Source organism: Paenibacillus dendritiformis, from assembly GCF_021654795.1.
In the GTDB taxonomy this organism is placed as follows: domain Bacteria; phylum Bacillota; class Bacilli; order Paenibacillales; family Paenibacillaceae; genus Paenibacillus_B.
This window is the reverse complement of the sequence record NZ_AP025344.1, coordinates 5,717,854-5,734,272: the sequence shown is the minus strand read 5'-3', so window position 1 is coordinate 5,734,272 and position 16,419 is coordinate 5,717,854. Positions and strand designations below refer to the sequence as shown.

14 protein-coding genes and 1 pseudogene are annotated in these 16,419 nt (G+C 51.0%); all 15 read left to right on the top strand.

The features are described from left to right. Positions 1-110 precede the first annotated feature (110 nt). The 15 genes and pseudogenes from L6439_RS25480 to L6439_RS25410 all read left to right on the top strand — a co-directional run bounded on the left by L6439_RS25480 (position 111) and on the right by L6439_RS25410 (position 16,299). The gene (locus L6439_RS25480; RefSeq protein ID WP_168179101.1) at positions 111-308 is read left to right on the top strand and encodes a cold shock domain-containing protein; all 198 of its coding nucleotides are present in this window, start codon (positions 111-113) and stop codon (positions 306-308) included. A 226-nt stretch (positions 309-534) separates the two neighbouring features. Further along, positions 535-1,473, top strand: coding sequence for a polysaccharide deacetylase family protein (locus L6439_RS25475; protein WP_213471280.1), 939 nt, complete (start codon positions 535-537; stop codon positions 1,471-1,473). Continuing rightward, positions 1,470-2,264 carry a formyltransferase family protein gene (locus L6439_RS25470; RefSeq protein ID WP_213471279.1) on the top strand — a complete coding sequence of 265 codons (795 nt, stop codon included), beginning with the start codon at positions 1,470-1,472 and terminating at the stop codon, positions 2,262-2,264. Before L6439_RS25475 ends, L6439_RS25470 begins: the two co-directional genes overlap by 4 nt. 326 nt (positions 2,265-2,590) lie before the next feature. Further along, entirely contained in the window at positions 2,591-4,114 is a 1,524-nt protein-coding gene (locus tag L6439_RS25465; RefSeq protein WP_213471278.1) for a spore germination protein, read from the top strand. A gap of 2 nt (positions 4,115-4,116) precedes the next feature. Then, the gene (locus L6439_RS25460) at positions 4,117-5,328 is read left to right on the top strand and encodes a Ger(x)C family spore germination protein (protein WP_237096643.1); all 1,212 of its coding nucleotides are present in this window, start codon (positions 4,117-4,119) and stop codon (positions 5,326-5,328) included. A 29-nt stretch (positions 5,329-5,357) separates the two neighbouring features. Further along, complete coding sequence (locus L6439_RS25455) at positions 5,358-6,464, top strand: GerAB/ArcD/ProY family transporter (RefSeq protein WP_168179098.1); 1,107 nt, start codon at positions 5,358-5,360, stop codon at positions 6,462-6,464. A 150-nt stretch (positions 6,465-6,614) separates the two neighbouring features. Next, positions 6,615-6,863, top strand: a complete 249-nt coding sequence (locus L6439_RS25450) for a DUF1858 domain-containing protein (protein WP_213471277.1) — start codon at positions 6,615-6,617, stop codon at positions 6,861-6,863. Then, a pseudogene (locus tag L6439_RS25445) lies at positions 6,856-7,671 on the top strand (DUF438 domain-containing protein); the annotation flags it as partial. The gene L6439_RS25450 and the pseudogene L6439_RS25445, both read left to right, overlap by 8 nt. Before the next feature lie 235 nt (positions 7,672-7,906). Next, positions 7,907-8,449, top strand: a complete 543-nt coding sequence (gene hpf / locus L6439_RS25440; RefSeq protein ID WP_168179096.1) for a ribosome hibernation-promoting factor, HPF/YfiA family — start codon at positions 7,907-7,909, stop codon at positions 8,447-8,449. A gap of 381 nt (positions 8,450-8,830) precedes the next feature. Then, positions 8,831-11,341 (top strand): preprotein translocase subunit SecA, encoded by a 2,511-nt coding sequence (gene secA, locus L6439_RS25435; protein ID WP_168179095.1) that lies wholly within the window; start codon positions 8,831-8,833, stop codon positions 11,339-11,341. A gap of 185 nt (positions 11,342-11,526) precedes the next feature. After that, a protein-coding gene (prfB, locus tag L6439_RS25430; protein ID WP_213471276.1) for a peptide chain release factor 2 occupies positions 11,527-12,643 on the top strand; the annotation gives its coding sequence in 2 pieces (ribosomal slippage) (positions 11,527-11,598 and positions 11,600-12,643; 1,116 coding nt in all). 211 nt (positions 12,644-12,854) lie between these two features. Then, the gene (locus L6439_RS25425; protein WP_213471275.1) at positions 12,855-13,793 is read left to right on the top strand and encodes a YitT family protein; all 939 of its coding nucleotides are present in this window, start codon (positions 12,855-12,857) and stop codon (positions 13,791-13,793) included. 304 nt (positions 13,794-14,097) lie between these two features. Then, positions 14,098-14,487, top strand: a complete 390-nt coding sequence (locus L6439_RS25420; protein ID WP_168179092.1) for a hypothetical protein — start codon at positions 14,098-14,100, stop codon at positions 14,485-14,487. A 27-nt stretch (positions 14,488-14,514) separates the two neighbouring features. Continuing rightward, a complete protein-coding gene (locus tag L6439_RS25415) occupies positions 14,515-15,015 on the top strand; it encodes a cation:proton antiporter regulatory subunit (RefSeq protein WP_172879164.1) in 501 nt (166 codons plus the stop codon). A 63-nt stretch (positions 15,016-15,078) separates the two neighbouring features. Then, on the top strand, positions 15,079-16,299 hold the full coding sequence (locus L6439_RS25410; RefSeq protein WP_168179090.1) for a cation:proton antiporter: 1,221 nt from the start codon (positions 15,079-15,081) through the stop codon (positions 16,297-16,299). Positions 16,300-16,419 lie beyond the last annotated feature (120 nt).

The following is a 16,419-nucleotide window of genomic DNA, read 5'->3' as shown; positions in this document are numbered from 1 at the left end:
ATACGGATATTTCAAATATATTCGTTGACAACGCTTCCAGCCAGTGATATAGTCGGAATTGTGAAGGATAAATCTTCACGGCATTTGAAGATGAAGGGAATGTTATCGACATGCAAGGTAAAGTAAAATGGTTTAACGCTGAAAAGGGCTATGGCTTTATCGAGACTGCAGAAGGCAACGACGTATTCGTTCACTTCTCCGCTATCCAAGCAGAAGGCTTCAAGACTCTGGAAGAAGGTCAAGAAGTTGAGTTCGATATCGTGGAAGGCGCTCGCGGTCCACAAGCAGCTAACGTAATCAAACTGTAATTATACCGACGTGAGTCGAATTATATATGATTCCGATTAGCTTAACGAAATCCTGGCACTTAGTGCCAGGATTTTTTGTTTCTCCACTTGTTTGTTCTTAGAAAAGCCTACTGTTTTCATTAACTAAATGTCACTGCCTTACGCTCTAAAGGTACATAATTTTCCCTCTGTTACCGATATATAATTTGAATTGATTTTTTACAGTATATAGGAATGGGAGAACGACATGAGACCTCATAGCATAATGTTTCATCATTTTCATGATGATTGTGAACATATTCGTGGTCAAGGTTCAATATCGGCAGGTAAATTAGAAGAAATGATCTTATATTTACAAAAGAATAATGACATATTATCAGCAGATGAATGGATGGATAAGGCATTACGCGGCACTTTGAAACATAATGAGCTTTGTTTAAGCTTCGACGACAACCTTAAGTGTCAATATGATATTGCCTATCCCGTGTTACAAAAGTTCAGTTTGAAAGCATTTTGGTTTGTATATACATCTCCCTTAGAAGGAAAATTAGAAAAACTGGAGGTTTACAGATACTTTAGGTTTGCATACTTCCAAGATGTAGATGATTTTTATAATGCATTTTTTACTTTAGCTAAGAAGTCGGAATATGGAGATGAGGTTATCCAATCCTTAGACAATTTTATCCCGTCATCATATTTAAAGGATTTTTCCTTTTATACGGATAACGATCGGACATTTCGATATCTAAGAGATCAGATTTTAAAACCTGCTAAATATCACCAACTTATGGAAACGATGCTATACGAATATAAAATAGATTTTGATTCCTTAAAAAATAAACTTTGGATGACTAAGGAGAATGTTTTAGAATTACATAAAAAAGGACATAAGATCGGACTACATACGCACTCCCACCCTACATCAACTGCTGATTTAGATAGTAGTGAACAGATGAATGAGTACAAAACCAATTTACAGGTTCTTTCAGCTATTACTGGAGACACACCGGATTGTATGTCACATCCATGTAACTCTTATAACCATAAGACAATTGAAGTATTAAAAGAACTTCATATAAAACTAGGGTTTAGGTCCAATATGAAGGATAACTTTCATTCACTTTATGAATTTCCGAGAGAAGATCATGCAAACATTATAAAAAAAATGGAGATTGACGTGTTATGAAGATAACAGTTTTTACAAGCAATCAACCACGGCATGTGTCTTTAATAGAGTCTCTGGCAACTATTGCGGATGAAGTGTACGCGATTCAAGAGTGCAATACTGTTTTTCCAGGAAGAGTTGCTGACTTTTTTAAGAAGAGCGATATTATGCAGGAATATTTCAGTCATGTTATGAATGCGGAACGAGAAGTATTCGGAAATATAAAGTTCACTTCTAATAATGTAAGTCAGCTTGTACTCAAAAGCGGGGATCTAAATATGTTAGACATCCAAACATTATCCCCTGCGCTTAAATCCGATTACTACATTGTTTTTGGTTCTAGTTACATTAAAGGTCCATTATGCGAGTTTCTGGTTGCTAATAAAGCCATAAACATTCATATGGGGACTTCTCCATATTATCGTGGAAGTTCATGCAATTTTTGGGCCCTGTATGATGGTAACCCAGAATTGGTTGGAGCCACTATTCATTTGTTAAGTAGCGGGCTAGATTCAGGAGATATGTTATTCCATGCATTTCCTAGAGCTGAAGCAATTGACCCTTTTGTTATTGGGATGAAGGCAGTCAAAGCTGCTCATGAGTCATTGATCGAGTACATTAGTACGGGGAAAATAAATGAATTTTCTCCAGTTAAACAAGAAAGAAAACACGAAATAAGATACACACGAAATAGAGACTTTACCGATGAGATTGCTCAAAAGTATTTACAAAACTCTCCCGATCCCCAATTTATCAAAAACAAACTTGAGTCTAGGGACTTAAAACAATTTTTGAATCCCTACATTGGATAATGCATTTGCTAATATAGTTAAGTAATTTGTAAAGCCTGTTGAGTTTGGATTTAATGTTAGTCCATTCGCAGAAGGAGACATTATTGGAATTGATTCAGTAGATGACTTGCATGCTGCGGAAGAATTGCTGAAGAGAAAAGAGCTGGATTCGTGTTTGCAGGTGCATAGGAGGCCTCCTTAAGCACAACACAGACCAGAGAGAGGCACGCCTGCCTAACAAGACAAGCACAGCGCCGCTAAAGGGCGTTGGGCTTGTTTTTTTGTTTGTAAAAAATACCCCATCCGGGAATACTCCAAATACAATATACCGGGGAAGGAGGCTGCACATGAGCGGAAAGGATGAAACCTTGGAGTGCTCCGCGCTGGGTAACGAACCGTTAGCCGCGGCTATGGAGAAGAATGTGCAAAAGGTAAAGGAGACGCTGGGCGAAAGCACGGATCTCGTCGTAAGAGAACTGTGGGTGGGAGGAAGGTCTGAGCTGAAGACAGCCATTTTGTACATCGAAGGACTGGCCGATACGACGGCAGTGCAAGATTTTATCGTGAGGGCGGTTACGAGCAGCGAGATAATCTCGGAGGAGCAAGAGCGATCGCCAGAGGCGGATTGGTTCACCATATTCAAACAATATGCCGTGTCGGTGTCGCACCTTGAGGAAGTGGCCGATTTCCGCAAACTGTTCAGCTGCCTGATGAGCGGGGAAACCATTATTTTGCTTGATCGATGCGGCCGTGGACTTGCCGCGGATACGGCAGGCTGGGAGGATCGCGGGGTGCATACTCCCGAAGATCAGACGGTGGTGAGAGGCCCGCGGGATGCGTTCACCGAAAACTTGAGGACAAACACGGCGCTTGTTCGCCGGAAAATCAAAAACCCGAAGTTGTGGCTGCAGAGCAAAACGATCGGGACGCTGTCGCAGACGAGCGTAGCCGTCATGTACATAAAGGGAACGGCAGACGAGCAAGTGGTGAAGGAAGTTCATCGGAGATTGGACAAGCTGGAGCTGGCCGGCATATTGGAAAGCGGCATGATCGAAGAGCTTATTGAAGACCGGACCTATACCCCTTTTCCAACGATGTACAACACGGAAAGGCCCGATGTGGTTGCATCCGGGCTGATGGAAGGACGCGTAGCGATATTGGTCGACGGAACGCCCTTCGTATTGTTGGTGCCTGCCCTCTTCATTCAATACTTCCAGGCTTCCGAAGATTACTATCAGCGCTCCGACTTCGGGTTGATTCGAATGCTGAGGATGTTGGCCTTCTTTATTGCTCTGCTGGGCCCGTCCCTATATATCGCCGTTACGACCTTCCATCAAGAGATGCTTCCTACGCCGCTCATGATCAGTATCGCGGCCGGGCGGGAAGGCATTCCCTTCCCCGCTTTTGTGGAAGCCTTGATTATGGAAACGATCTTCGAGATTTTGAGGGAGGCAGGCGTTCGCATGCCAAGGGCGATCGGGCAGGCCGTATCCATTGTCGGCGCGCTAGTGATTGGCCAGGCGGCGGTAGAGGCGGGGCTGGTATCGCCAGGGATGGTCATTGTCGTCGCGATAACCGCGATCTCCAACTTCTCCATTCCTGCATACAGCATGGGAATTGCCGTCAGAATCTTGAGGTATCCGCTGATGGGAATGGCGGCGATGGCGGGGTTATATGGCATTTTTATCGGTCTCGGGATGATTATGGTCCACTTGTGCAGCCTGCGATCGTTCGGCGTGCCGTACATGACACCGTTCTCCCCGTTCAATCTGCGGGATCAGCAGGACAGCCTCTTCAGACTTCCGAAGGTCAGCCTCGCCCAACGCATACACCCAATTAATACGAAAAAGAAGCGCGATGGGGGCAGATAACCGTGATATATTCGGGCTATATATGGCGCACTGCTGCGCTTTGGCTTATCGCTGCGCTGGTCTTGACCGGGTGTTGGGACAGGAGAGAAGTCAACGATATGGTCATCGCGGTAGCAATGGGGGTTGACCAGGCGGAAGAGGGGTATATTGTCAGCGTTCAGGTGGTCGATCCGGCAGAAATCGCTTCGAGGAAGGGGAGCGGACGCGCTCCGGTTACGGTCTATAAGGAGCGGGGGAAGACGTTGTTCGATGCTGTCAGGAGGATGACGACAACGTCTGCTCGAAAAATCTACTTTTCCCATCTGAGGATGTTCCTGATCGGCGAAGAAGCGGCCAGAAGGGGCATCGGCCCCGCAATCGAATTCATTTCCCGGGATCATGAATTTCGAACCGACTTTTACATCGCCATCGCCAGGGAGATTAGGGCCGAGGAGATTTTGAAGGATTACCCGGCTATCGAAAAAATTCCGGCCGACAAAATGTTCTCCTCGCTGGAGATGTCAAGCAAATCGTGGGCGGCGACCGGGACAGTCAAGCTGGATGAGCTGATATCCGATATGATGACCGCAGGGAAAACGCCTGTCATTACAGGCATTCGATACCTTGGCGATCGAAAGGAAGGGAAGACGAGAAAAAATATACAGGCAACGGAATCGCCGGCACAATTAAAATATGAAGGAATGGCCATCTTTCGTAAAGATAAGCTCGCCGGTTGGCTAAATGAAGATGAGAGCAAAGGCTATAACTACATAAAGGGCCGCGTGAGGAGCACCGTGGTCGCGATTCCTTGTCCGGGCGAAGAAGGTATGCTTGTGTTAGAAACGCTTAGAACAAACAGCCGAATTCATGTAAATAGAGCTAAAGCCAGCCGCATGCCGAAAATCGATATCCATATCACGGCAATCGCCAATATAGGAGAAACGCAGTGCAAGGCTAATCTTGGAGATCCGGCCGTTATTCGCGCTCTGGAAAAGATCGGGGAAAAGAGGCTGGCATTGGTTTTAGAGAAGACGCTCAAAAAGGCGCATGACATGAAGAGCGACTTTATCGGCCTGGGGGCTGCCGTTCATCGTTCGGCTCCCGGAGCTTGGGCCCGGCTGAAGGCCGATTGGCCAGAACGTATGGCTTCCGTGCCCGTACATTTTCATGTCGATGTGAAGCTAAGAACCTCCGGGAAAATGAAAGGCACATTTCTTGAAAAAGTGAAAGAATAAGCTGCTTGTACCAAAGGGGGGGCGAGTTGATGGTGAACCCGATGAAAATCAATCTGCGTCAATTTAAAATACTGGTCATTCTCTTCACGGTCGGGACCACGATTCTGATTACGCCGGCCGGATTAGCAGCGGAAATCGGACAAGATGCCTGGATGGCTCCCATCGCGGCAATGGGGCCGGGTTTGCTGCTCGTCCTGCTGTATAACCGGATTAACCGTGCCGCTCCCGGAATGACGATCGTTGAAATAAGCGAGTCGCTGTTCGGCATATGGATCGGGAAAGGATTGGCGCTGCTGTTTATCCTGTTTTCCTTCTTCGGAGCCGCTTTGGTGTTATTCGATGTCGGCAAGTTTATTATTACGGTTTTGATGCCGGAGACGCCGCTTCTGTTCGTCAATGCGCTGTTTGCTCTTCTTCTCTTGTATGCGATCGGGAGCGGCTTTGATACATTGGCCAGAATGGCGGAACTGCTGTTTCCTTGGTTTGCGCTTTGGTTTCTACTTATGGCGGCGCTGCTGATTCCGCAAATCGATGTTCGGAATGTCCAGCCGTTCCTGGAAGCGGGGCCGAAGGAACTGGCGCATTCGGTGCTGGTGGTGTTGAGCCTGTCCTATATGCCCCTCGCGGTCTTCCTGATGATTCAGCCCGTCGAGTTGACAGGCGCCGGCAAGAGCCCTCCAGCCTTCGTTAGAGCTGTATTGATCGGCGGGGGCCTCTCAAGTCTCGTCGCGACGTTAACCATCCTTGTGCTTGGCGCTAACGTCACCTCACTGCAAGAGTATCCGGTCTATTCCTTGGCGCAGAGAATCAGCATCGGCAAATTTCTGGAACGGGTTGAGGCGATTGCGGCGGGTCTGTGGTTAATAACCGCGTTTGTGAAAATGTCCCTCTACTTCTACGCCGCAGTATCAGGGCTTGTCCGTCTTGCCCGTCTTCCGAGCCGCCGAGGCATATTGCTGCCTATGGTCGCGCTGCTCGTCGTTGTGTCGGGAAAAGTTTTTCCGAATTCGGCTTCCGAGCAGCAATTCACCGCCACAATGTGGATCCCAATCGTATTTACAGCAGGCGTGGCTATTCCTCTTCTGCTGTTCATCGGACTGATGATCAAGCGCGGGACGCATGAGGAAGGGCAATAACTCCCCTTCGCCCACGACAACATGCTCTCACTCTCTATGTGCGTGCAATCACAAGCTGTTGGAATGAGCCGTGTTTCTCTAAAAGCAGAGACGAGAACCATTCTCATTCTAAGCGCAGCTATTCTTTGCAAGCGGTAAGGGGGAGCGGCAATGAACAAGACGCTTGATCTGACGAAAACGGTGTATGACTTATGCGCATCCGATTCCGATATGATTCGCATGATGCAGTCACTGGGATTTGAGCAGATTGCGAATCCCGTCGTATTAAATACAGCTGGCCGCATCATGACGATTCCAAGGGGAGCCAAAACCAAGGGAATCGATATGGATGTCATTATTGATACATTCGAACGCGAAGGCTATCGTGTCATCGGCAGGGAGGGGATCCGCAATGAGTGAAATCATTAGCAACCGCGGGCGTCATGGTCACAAAACCAATCGGGAGCGGCAGGAACAGCTAAAGCAAATTATTAAACAACTCCATGAGGGTAAACCGGTTGATGAAGTCAGGGCCCAATTTGAGGAGGCGGTGGGCGATGTGACGGTGGCGGAAATTTCGGCGCTTGAGCAGGCGTTGATCGGCGAAGAGGGAATTCCGGTCGAGGAGGTGCAGCGCCTCTGCTCCGTCCATACCGCCGTCTTCAAGGGGTCTATCCAAGAGCTGCACCGTTCTGCTCAGCCAGAGGAGCAGCCCGGACATCCGGTTCATACATTCAAGTTCGAAAATCGCGAGCTGGAGCGGCTGCTTCATTTCCAGCTTTCTCTTCATATGGATCGCTTCATGCAGGATGGAAGCGAGCGCAGCCAGGACAAGGTGCTGGAAGATCTGAAGCTTCTGATGGAGATAGATAAGCATTACTGCCGCAAGGAGAATCTGCTGTTTCCTTTTTTGGAGCGCTACGGAATTCACGGCCCGACCCAGGTCATGTGGGGCGTCGACGATCGTATCCGCGCTGATCTGAAGGAGGTAAGACAGGTTATATTCGACTCTTCTTTCGGCGAGATGGAAGAACGGCAACGCATCGCGGGACGCCTGCGCAGTCTCGTTCAAGAAATGGACGAGATGATTTTTAAGGAAGAAAATATACTCCTTCCAATGGCTCTGCAAACCTTAACAGAGGATGAATGGGTTCACATTGCCGCCGAGAGCGGCGAGATCGGGTACTGCTTGATTGAGCAGCCCGCCGAATGGAAGCCTGGGCGTGCGCCGGCTGTATCCGAGGTTGCGGCCGTTTCCCGGCTAAGGAGGGACGGCCTTTTCTATTTAATTAATGATATTAATAATAACGTTGTCATTGCCGGCAATAGCCACAAAAATCCAGATTCAAACGCGCTTCGGCCGGGTACATAGCTCATACATATTGTTAATGAATTGTAACCGTTTCACGTGGTTCTTGCTGGGCAGATATGGTATAATGAAGGCATCAAAGGAGGAGTGTCCTATGAATTATAAAGTTCGAGGTCAACACATTGAAGTGACAGACGCCTTGCTCGATTATGTCGAGAAGAAACTAGGGCGGCTGGAACGCTATTTTGAAGCTCCCCCTAAGTCAGATGTCAACGTGACGCTGAGCGTGATACGCGATCAGCATACCGTTGAAGTGACGATTCCTTTGCCGGGCTTGCTGCTAAGGGCGGAAGATCGAAGCAAGGATATGTATGCATCCATCGATTCCGTTACGGACAAGCTGGAACGGCAAATCCGCAAGCATAAGACCAAGGTCAACCGGAAGTTCCGTCAGACGGGCACCGATGCGCATCTGTTCAGCGATGCGGCCACGCCGGTACCGGTGGATGAGGAAGACCAGCTCGAAGTCGTACGGACGAAGCGGTTCACGCTGAAGCCGATGGACGTCGAAGAAGCGATTCTGCAGATGAATATGATTGGACATAGCTTTTTCGTCTTCTCGAACGCACAGACGAAGGAAGTGAACGTAGTCTACCGCCGCAATGACGGGCGCTACGGCTTGATTGAACAAGGCTGATTACGGCTTGGCCGGCTCTGCTGCATTGCGATGTCAGAGTCTGCACCCAATACCCAAATTTGGACTGAGCCTATTTCCACAACGGAATGGGCTCTTTTCGCGTATATACTATAGTAAAGATGTTTAGTACACATTTTGCGGCTTTACTTGAAAAGTTTCATATAGTTTGCGAAAGCGAGACATTCACTCATTCTGCAAGGCAGGACGGCCTGAATTGGCGGAAATGCGCGAATTCCTGCCCTGCCAAGGTTGCGGGCGCCTTTTGAAACTGTTACAATTTATTGCAAAACGAGTCAACGCCGCCATTCCCGAATCCACCCGCTCCGCGGGGGTGGGATGGACGAAGAAATCACGAACGGATTTGCGTGAAAGGGGTTTAGCATGCTAGGACTTGTGAAAAAGATATTCGGTGATGCCAACGAGCGCGAAGTGAAACGGTTGATGAAGACCGTGGACGTGATCAATGGCATGGAGCCGGAATTCGCGAAATTAACGGATGAACAGCTGCGCGGGAAGACGGAGGAATTCCGCGCCCGTCTTGAGAAGGGCGATACGCTGGATCAACTGCTGCCTGAAGCGTTCGCTACCGTCCGCGAAGCGGGCAAGCGCGTGCTTAACAAGCGTCACTATGACGTGCAGTTGCTTGGCGGTATGGTGCTTCATGAAGGCAAAATCGCCGAAATGAAAACCGGGGAAGGGAAGACGCTGGTCGGGACCTTGCCCGTCTACTTGAACGCCCTCGCCGGCAAAGGCGTGCATGTTGTTACAGTCAACGACTATTTGGCTACGCGCGACAGCGAAGAGATGGGGCAAATTTATCAGTTCCTAGGCATGACAGTCGGCTTGAACTTGGCCGGCATGGATCCTCTGATGAAGAAGGAAGCTTATGCCTGCGACATTACGTATGGCACCAACAATGAGTATGGGTTCGATTACTTGCGCGACAACATGGTGCTCTATAAGGAACAAATGGTTCAGCGCCCGCTGAACTTTGCCATTATTGATGAAGTGGACTCCATTCTGATCGATGAAGCGCGGACGCCGCTGATTATTTCCGGACAAGCCGCCAAGTCGACAGATCTTTACCATTTTGCGGATTCATTCGCGAGACTGTTGAACCCAGAAGAGGATTACACGGTCGACGTCAAGACGCGTCAGGTCGCTCTGACAGAAGCGGGGGTATCGAAGGCGGAGAAGGTGCTCGCTGTCGATAACCTGTTCGACCTGAAGAACGTTACGTTGAACCATCACCTGCAGCAGGCCCTCAAGGCGCACGTGATTATGCGCCGTGACGTCGATTATGTCGTGCATGATGGCGAAATTGTCATCGTTGATGAGTTCACCGGCCGCATGATGGCGGGCCGCCGTTACAGCGATGGCCTCCATCAGGCGATTGAGGCGAAAGAAAATCTGGAAGTGCAGAACGAGAGCATGACGCTGGCGACGATTACGTTCCAGAACTACTTCCGGATGTATCGCAAGCTGGCCGGCATGACCGGTACGGCGAAGACGGAGGAAGAAGAATTCAAGAGCATCTACGGGCTTGAGGTTATTCAGATTCCGACGAACAAGCCGAATCAGCGGAAAGATGCGCCGGATGTCGTCTACAAGACGGAGAGTGCGAAGTACAACGCGGTCGTCGAAGAGATTGTGAGACGGCATCAGAAGCAGCAGCCGGTGCTTGTCGGTACGGTATCGATCGAGAACTCGGAGCTGCTGTCGGATAAGCTGCGCAAGAAGGGCATCAAGCATCAGGTCCTGAACGCGAAGTTCCATAGAGAGGAAGCCGAGATTATTTCACGGGCGGGCGAGCCGGGTCAAGTTACCATTGCGACCAATATGGCCGGCCGCGGTACGGATATTATTCTCGGCGAAGGCGTGCCGGAGCTGGGCGGCCTGCATATTATCGGGACGGAACGCCATGAGAGCCGTCGGATCGACAACCAGCTTCGCGGCCGTGCCGGACGCCAGGGCGACCCGGGCTCGACGCAGTTCTACCTGTCGCTCGGGGACGAACTGATGCGCCGCTTCGGCGCGGACAACGTGCTCGGCATGATGGAGCGCCTCGGCTTCGAGGAGGATCAGCCGATCGAGTCGAAGCTGATTACGCGCGCGGTAGAATCTGCCCAGAAGCGGGTCGAAGGCAACAACTTCGACTTGCGCAAAGTCGTCCTTCAATATGACGACGTGATGAACCAGCAGCGCGAGATTATTTACCGTCAGCGCCGCGAAGTGCTGGAGGCGGAAAATATCCGGCAAATCGTCATGGATATGATCAAGCCTTGCATCGAGCGCGCCGTCGACGCGCACTGCAACGAAGATGATATTCCGGAGAACTGGGAGCTGCAGGAGATCGTCGATTATATGCACCGGACGATGCTGGATGAAGATACGATTACGAAGGATGACCTGTGGGGCAAGGAGAAGGACGAGATCGTCGAGTTCTTGTTCGACAAGGTCGTTGAGAAGTATACCGAGCGGGAAGAGCGTCTCGGACCGGAGCTCGTGCGCGAGTTCGAGAAGGTCGTCGTGCTTCGCGCGGTCGATTCCAAATGGATGGATCATATCGATGCGATGGATCATCTTCGCCAGGGCATCCATTTGCGAGCGTACGGCGGTACCGATCCGCTGCGTGAATACCAGTTCGAGGGCTACGAGATGTTCAACAACATGGTCGCTTCCATTCAGGAAGAAGTCTCGCAATACATTATGAAGGCTCAAGTGGAGCAGAATGTGGAACGCCAAGCCGTTGTCGACGAGAGCAAAATGTCGACCAACGCCGAGCCGGCGGTCAAGCGTCCGGTCGCCAAGGGCGAGACAATCGGCCGGAACGACCCTTGCCCTTGCGGCAGCGGCAAGAAGTACAAGCAGTGTCATGGCAAACAAGGGTAAGGGAGCCGTTCTATAGGCAGGTGTCGGGGCGGTCAATGAATGACCGCAATAGGCACTGTCTAAGCGGCGGCATGGCAATAAGCCGATGAGATGGACGGGCGGCATAGGAATGAGCCGCCCGTTATTCGGATCGGAGGGAATGGAATGACTTCCCTTCCCATACAATATGGTCGAGGTGACAGCAGATGATTGATGCAAGTGTACGCCATCAATTGCGGGATATCGCAGCCAAATTGACCACCCTTAGGGGGTCTCTTTGACTTCGATCTGAAGCAAGAGATGATAGCGAACTACGAAGAGAAGATGTCGGCGCCGGATTTCTGGGATGATAACGAGCGGGCGCAAGGCGTTATTGGCGAGCTGAACGCCATCAAGGGCATCGTCGAGGAGTACAGCAAGCTGCAGCAGGACTATGAGGACACGCAGATGATGCTGGAGCTCGCCGAAGAGGAAAATGACGAAGGCCTCGCCCAGGAGCTGGGAGAGAGCGTGAAGCAGCTGTATGGGCGGGTCGAGCAGTTCGAGCTTCAACTGCTGCTCAGCGAGCCATACGACAAGATGAACGCTATCCTGGAGCTTCATCCGGGCGCCGGCGGCACCGAGTCCCAGGATTGGGGACAGATGCTGCTGCGCATGTATACGCGCTGGGCGGAGCAGCGGGGCTTCAAGGTCGAGGTGCTCGACTATCTTCCGGGGGATGAAGCCGGGATCAAGAGCGTAACGCTCCTCATCAAAGGCTACAACGCTTACGGCTACTTGAAGGCGGAGAAAGGCGTTCACCGGCTGGTCCGCATCTCTCCATTCGATTCCTCCGGCAGACGCCACACGTCCTTCGTGTCCTGCGACGTCGTTCCCGAGATTACGGATGATGTCGAGATCGAGGTACGGAATGAAGATTTGAAGATTGACACGTACCGGGCCAGCGGCGCCGGCGGCCAGCATATCAATACGACGGATTCGGCCGTGCGGATTACGCATATTCCGACCGGCATCGTCGTGACATGCCAGACGGAGCGCTCCCAGATCAAAAACCGCGAACGGGCGATGACCCTTCTGCGATCCAAATTGTACGAACGCAAAATCGAAGAGCAGCAGAAGCAGCTTGCCGAAATCCGCGGCGATCAGATGGAAATCGCGTGGGGCAGCCAGATCCGTTCGTACGTGTTTCACCCGTACAGCATGGTCAAGGACCATCGCACCCAGGTGGAGACGGGCAACGTCGGCGCCGTCATGGACGGCGACATCGACGAATTCATCGAAGCGTATTTGCGCACATTAATCCAACCCGCTTCCGAATCTTAATCGAGGTTGTTCCGTTCGAAAAGCCAGGCTTTTGGAACGGATCCTAATATAGACCGACTTGCCACCTGCGCCGATGTTCATATCGGGGCAGGTTTTTTTCTGCACGGCAACGCTTCACTATGCTAGAGTGAGGGCCTGGAAAGCAAGCAATACTATCATGGACGATGTCCGTGATTTGCAATTATGGTGAACAAGGAGAGACGCAATCGTTATGCCAACTCAATCTCAATCCCAATCTCAAGGTCAAGCCTCATCGGGATCTTCCCGCAAGCCGCGGCGCCGCGAGCCCCGGCTGCCCTATCATCATCCGCTCCGGATCGTGCTTGACTATGGCTGGATCCTGGTTGGCGCATTCATTATGGCGCTGACGTTCAACAGTCTGATGCTCCCGAACCGCATCGCCTCCGGCGGCATCTCCGGTCTGTCCATTCTGCTGGAAAAGCAATTCGGCTGGAACCCGGCCTACACCCAGTATGCTTTCAATATACCGTTATTTATAATTGGCGTTCTCCTGCTCGGCAAGCAGTTCGGGGTACGGACATTCATCGGTTCGCTGGCGCTGCCGACCTTTATATTTCTGACGAGCCACATCGAGCCGGCGACGGATAACCCGCTGCTGGCATCCATATTCGGCGGCATCGGCATCGGGTTGGGCCTCGGCATCGTCTTCCGCGGGCGCGGGTCGACCGGGGGCAACGCCATCTCGGCACAGCTGCTTCACCGGTACGGACGCATCAGTCTCTCGCTGTCCGTCGCGATCTGCGACGGCATCATCATCGCGCTGGCCGGCTTCATGCTCTCCTTCGAGAGCGCCATGTATGCGCTGATCGCATTGTTCATTACAAGCAAGACGATTGATATCGTCCAGGTCGGCCTCGGCTCGACGAAGGTCGCCTTCATCATCAGCGAGGAGGCCGAGCGCATGTCTGAGGTTATTCTGCATGATCTCGATCGCGGCTTGACGAAGCTGCGCGGGGAAGGCGGCTTCACGGGGGAAGGACGAACCGTACTGATGGTCGTCGTCGGCCAGACGGAGATTATCCGGCTGAAGGAACTGGTCCGCTCCGTCGATCGCCAAGCCTTCGTCATTATTAGCGACACGAATGAGGTGCTGGGAGAAGGATTCAAGCTGTCTCCCGAACGGCCGTAAGCCGAGCAACAGCCACAAGATGTTTCCACTGCAGGTAGAGTCTGGACATCCGCTGAATGGTTCAGACTCTTTTCCTTAATATATATGTAAACTTTCTTGACTTGGGCAGTGAGCCGATGTTACGATTATTACAGAATTGTTACCTACATAAAAACGGGAAGATGCTCTTTTTCCGCAAGGTGACGACTCCCCTGAATGAGTCCATCATATACATACGATGGATAGAGATGGATAAGATTCATCTGCCAGAACCACGGCATGAACTAACCGGCCGATAGATGACTGAGTTATGGGAGGTGCACGAATGGCAGTGACGAACAATCGAATCCGCGGGAATCCGTGCGCGCTTGTCATCGTGGTGCTTATTCTCATCACCTCGATACTCATGCCGCTGCATCTTGATTTTCATCCGGTTACGGAAGAGTCGCCGAAGCAAGTGGCTGAACCGTATACGCATACCATTGTTAGCACGAGGCCGAACGTCAAGGTGAAGTTCGTCGGCCCGCCCCCGATGATATCAACCCCCTCAATTCTAAAATGGAGCATTCCATCTGAAATTACACCTCATATTTTTCATTTTTTGGCATTTATTGCGATTGCGCTCAAATGTTTATTTCTGATGCCCGTAAAATTCACCTCGGCGTTCGTGGACGTAGCCATGCGCACAGCTGGCAATGCCGGGAGCACAAGCTGAATCATTACGATAGTGGAGGGAATCACATTGAATATCAGGCAATCGGATTTACCGGGAATTGGTCGGAAGTACTCGATGGAGACAGCGAGCGGAGACAAGCTGGTCATTATTATTCATGACGACGGCCGCCGGGAAATGTACCATTTCGACGAGGAAGATCCCGAGCTTATTCTGTCGACGGTAACGTTGGAGGATGAGGAGGCCCGCATGATCGCCGGCATCATCGGCGGCTTGAATTATCAACCGAAAGCATTGGAAACGGTAGAGATGGCATTGAATGACCTTGTCATTGAATGGTACAAACTGGATTCGCATGCAAAATGCATCGGCAAACGCATCGGGGAATTGAAAATCCGTGAACGGACGGGCGCGACCATTATCGCCGTAGTCGAGAAAAATCAATCGAAGCACATTAATCCGGGCCCGGATTATCAATTTGCACCGAATACGACGCTGGTAGTCACCGGGGAAAGGCAGCACCTGAAAGCGCTGAAAGCATTTTTGTCTACTGGATGCGATGAGAGTTGATGAGGGGGGCGGCGCTAAGCCGCGTCCATATATGCTGCTATCCCTATGTACAAAGGGGGATATATGGATACGTTAATTTTTGAAATCGGACTGGCGATAGCCTTAATTACGATCGTAGGACTCGTGTCGAACAAGCTCCGGTTTTCGGTCATCCCGTTCTATATTTTGATTGGGATGGCCGTCGGACCGCATGCTCCCCATTTCGGAGTCATTGACCTGCGGTTTATTGAGAGCGGAGTATTTATTGATTTCATGGGACGCATTGGCGTGCTGTTCCTGTTATTCTATCTCGGGCTGGAGTTTTCCGTCAGCCGGCTGCTGAAGTCGGGCAAATCGATTGTCGTCGGCGGACTATGCTACATCGGGATTAATTTCGTCTCGGGTCTGCTGCTCGGATGGCTGATGGGCTTCCCGCTCAAAGAGACCATGGTTATCTGCGGGATCATGACGAGCTCTTCCACCGCCATCGTGGCGAAGGTCCTCGTCGACCTGAAGCGGACGGCGAACCCCGAGACCGAAATTATTATGGGCATGATTATGTTCGATGATCTATTCATCGCCGTGCATATTTCGATATTGTCCGGGCTGGTGCTGAGCGGAGACAGCTCATTCTGGAGCGTGCTCCTGACATCGCTGTCGGCTTTGATCTTCATTCTGCTCTTCCTGTTCATCGGACGAAGGTTCATTCCTTTTATCGATAAAGGCCTCAATATCAAGTCGGCGGAGCTCTTCCTGCTTGTTATCATCTCGGCGCTGTTCCTGACGGCAGGCTTCTCGGAGACCTTCCATGTCGCGGAGGCCATCGGGGCCTTGATGGTCGGCATGGTGCTGGCGGAATCGAGCCATGTGAAGCGGATTGAGCATTATATTTTGCCGTTCCGCGATCTGTTCGGCGCGATCTTCTTCTTCAGCTTCGGCTTGACGATTGACCCGACCTCGCTGTTCGGAGCGGTATGGGTCGCTTTGCTCGGGGTTCTGCTTACGATTCTCGGAAATATGCTGTCCGGCTATATCGCGGGGCGCGTGGCCGGCATTTCCGGGCGGGCATCGATGAACATCGGCTTTACGCTCGTATCCAGGGGCGAATTCTCAATCATTATGGCCAATATCGGGAAAATGGGCGGTCTGCTGCCCGTCGTTCAGTCGTTCGCCGTACTGTATGTGCTCATATTGGCTGTCTTGGGCCCGTTACTGACCAAGGAGTCAGAGCGAATATACGGATTGTTCGGCAAGCCGCGGCAGCGGCAGAAGCCCAAGCCGAAGCAGCAGCATAAGGAAATGTGACGCGTTCTCCGCATGGATCGGGTTGCGGAAGCGTTTATAGATTCATATGAAAAAGGCATGAGGAGGAGAAGCTTGAGGCTTCGCTCCCCATGCCTTTTTCCGTTGGAGAAGGGTAAGAAA

What these genes read in the sequence shown, in the direction of transcription:
- L6439_RS25480 (WP_168179101.1), top strand. Translation starts at nt 111, where the DNA reads ATGCAAGGTAAAGTAAAATGGTTTAACGCTGAAAAGGGCTATGGCTTT.
- L6439_RS25475 (WP_213471280.1), top strand. Translation starts at nt 535, where the DNA reads ATGAGACCTCATAGCATAATGTTTCATCATTTTCATGATGATTGTGAA.
- L6439_RS25470 (WP_213471279.1), top strand. Translation starts at nt 1,470, where the DNA reads ATGAAGATAACAGTTTTTACAAGCAATCAACCACGGCATGTGTCTTTA.
- L6439_RS25465 (WP_213471278.1), top strand. Translation starts at nt 2,591, where the DNA reads ATGAGCGGAAAGGATGAAACCTTGGAGTGCTCCGCGCTGGGTAACGAA.
- L6439_RS25455 (WP_168179098.1), top strand. Translation starts at nt 5,358, where the DNA reads ATGGTGAACCCGATGAAAATCAATCTGCGTCAATTTAAAATACTGGTC.
- L6439_RS25450 (WP_213471277.1), top strand. Translation starts at nt 6,615, where the DNA reads ATGAACAAGACGCTTGATCTGACGAAAACGGTGTATGACTTATGCGCA.
- hpf (WP_168179096.1), top strand. Translation starts at nt 7,907, where the DNA reads ATGAATTATAAAGTTCGAGGTCAACACATTGAAGTGACAGACGCCTTG.
- secA (WP_168179095.1), top strand. Translation starts at nt 8,831, where the DNA reads ATGCTAGGACTTGTGAAAAAGATATTCGGTGATGCCAACGAGCGCGAA.
- L6439_RS25425 (WP_213471275.1), top strand. Translation starts at nt 12,855, where the DNA reads ATGCCAACTCAATCTCAATCCCAATCTCAAGGTCAAGCCTCATCGGGA.
- L6439_RS25420 (WP_168179092.1), top strand. Translation starts at nt 14,098, where the DNA reads ATGGCAGTGACGAACAATCGAATCCGCGGGAATCCGTGCGCGCTTGTC.
- L6439_RS25410 (WP_168179090.1), top strand. Translation starts at nt 15,079, where the DNA reads ATGGATACGTTAATTTTTGAAATCGGACTGGCGATAGCCTTAATTACG.